Below are 2044 nucleotides of genomic sequence, written 5' to 3'. Positions count from 1 at the left end.
TTGCATTTACACATAAGGTGTTCACACGTAAAGAATTAATAGCCAATTTGAAGAGTGAAGATCAAATTGGCTCACCCGGTACTTTTTCAGAACAACTGAACCGCCTTTTAAAATCGGGGAAATTAGTACGCATTGAGAGAGGTGTTTATAAATTACCTAATGATGCAAGAAAGGATTTTTCGATAGTATGTTCCGATGAGATGAGACGGATTAATCAGCAAATAAAAGCTCAGTTTCCTTTTGTTGATTATTGTGTATGGTCGGCTTCAATCCTTCAGTCTTACATGCACCACATTCCCAACTTCAATCTTTTATTTGTTGATGTAGAACGCGAGGTAGCAGAATCCGTTTTTAATTTTCTGAACACTGGTAGCAATAAACGGGTTTTTTTGCTGCCTTCGCTCACCGACTTTGAACGATATATAAATACCAGCGATGCCATTATCATACGTCCTTTAATATCTGAATCGCCATTACAATTGGTGGAAGGCATAAACACTCCTACAATTGAAAAGATTCTGGTTGATATTGTTGGGGATGTAGAGTTTTCATTTTTACAGGGTTCGGAGATAAATTATATTTACACAACGATTTTTGAAAGACACAATGTAAATAAAAACAAGCTCTTACGATACGCCACCCGTAGGGGAAGAAAAGAAGAAGTTGAGGAGTTGCTCAAAATAAATCAGTTGTAAAACTCAGTTAATTATGGAACAACAAAGCTCAATAGATTACTATCAAGCTATTCAGGCTATAAAAAGTGCCATACTGCAAAGCCGGTATCGGGCAGCAACATTGGTAAATCGTGAGTTGCTTTCGCTCTATTTCGGCATTGGAAAATTTATTTCTTAAAATAGCCGTAACCGCTTTTGGGGAACAAACGCAATCGAAACCATATCTGTGAAATTACAGCAGGAACTACCCGGACTGCGAGGGTTTTCGCCAGTGAATATCAAACGGATGAGGCAGTTCTATGAAGAATGGGAAAAATATATTCAAACCACTGATAATCTAAATAATGCAATTCGTCCGCTGATAACGGACGAAATTCAAACGGATTTATTGTTATCAAATCGTCCGTCAGTAACGGACGATTTAGCCAATCTGAATTTTGACCACTTTTTATCAATTGGCTTTACCCACCATTATGAAATATTGATTAAGACAAAAACGGTTGAAGAAAGACTGTTTTATGTGAATAGTTGTGCGAAGGAATTTTGGAGTGTAGAAAAATTAAAATACAATCTTAAAATATCGCTCTTTCAAAAACAAGGCTCTATGCCAAATAATTTTGGAAAGACCATTCAAAATCCAAATTTACAAAAACAGGCACTTCAGTCGTTCAAAGATGAATATTTGCTCGACTTTATCAATATTGAAGACCCCGACGAATTGGACGAACGACTGCTTGAAAATGAAATAGTCCTTCATATCAAGAAATTTATTATGGCATTGGGAAGCGATTTTTCGTTTCTAGGCAATCAATATCGGCTGGAGGTTGATGAGAAAGAATTTTTTATAGACCTACTGTTCTTTAATCGCAGAATTCAATGCTTAGTAGCCATTGAACTCAAACGGGGCGAATTCAAACCTGAGTACGCGGGCAAATTAAATTTTTATCTCTCTGTACTCGACGAATACATTAAACTACCGCATGAGAATTCTTCAATAGGAATTATTCTTTGTAAATCGCAAAGCAAAAAAATTGTCGAGTTTGCTTTTCGCGACACAAGTAAACCTATGGGAGTAGCTACTTATCAGTTGACTACTCAACTACCTGAACAATATCGGGACATTTTACCTGATGCCGAAACATTAAAAAAATTATTGTAGAAAATCCAATATCGGAGCTTTCTTTTATTGGAATGAGATAGCTAAAATGACACAAAACTAATTAAACAGATTATTTAAGTTTCGCAAGTAGTATAAAGGGGTTATAACAGATTTCTCTGTGGCACTCTGTGTTAAAACTCTGTGGTTCTCTGTGTAATAAATCGATACAATAACACAGAGGTACACAGAGAAGACACAGAGGAATATTTCT

The 2044-nt window shown here is 36.1% G+C and carries 1 protein-coding gene and 1 pseudogene; both read left to right on the top strand.

Annotation, left to right across the window (positions count from 1 at the left end; translation table 11 throughout):
• Positions 1 to 695: type IV toxin-antitoxin system AbiEi family antitoxin domain-containing protein (locus tag Q8907_16680; GenBank protein MDP4275904.1), on the top strand; the 695-nt coding region annotated here is incomplete at its 5' end.
• A 13-nt stretch (positions 696 to 708) separates the two neighbouring features.
• A pseudogene (locus Q8907_16675) lies at positions 709 to 1833 on the top strand (PDDEXK nuclease domain-containing protein).
• The last annotated feature ends 211 nt before the right edge of the window (positions 1834 to 2044 follow it).

Source organism: Bacteroidota bacterium (assembly GCA_030706565.1).
Taxonomy (GTDB): Bacteria; Bacteroidota; Bacteroidia; order Bacteroidales; family JAUZOH01; genus JAUZOH01.
This window is presented reverse-complemented; position numbering and strand designations above follow the sequence as displayed.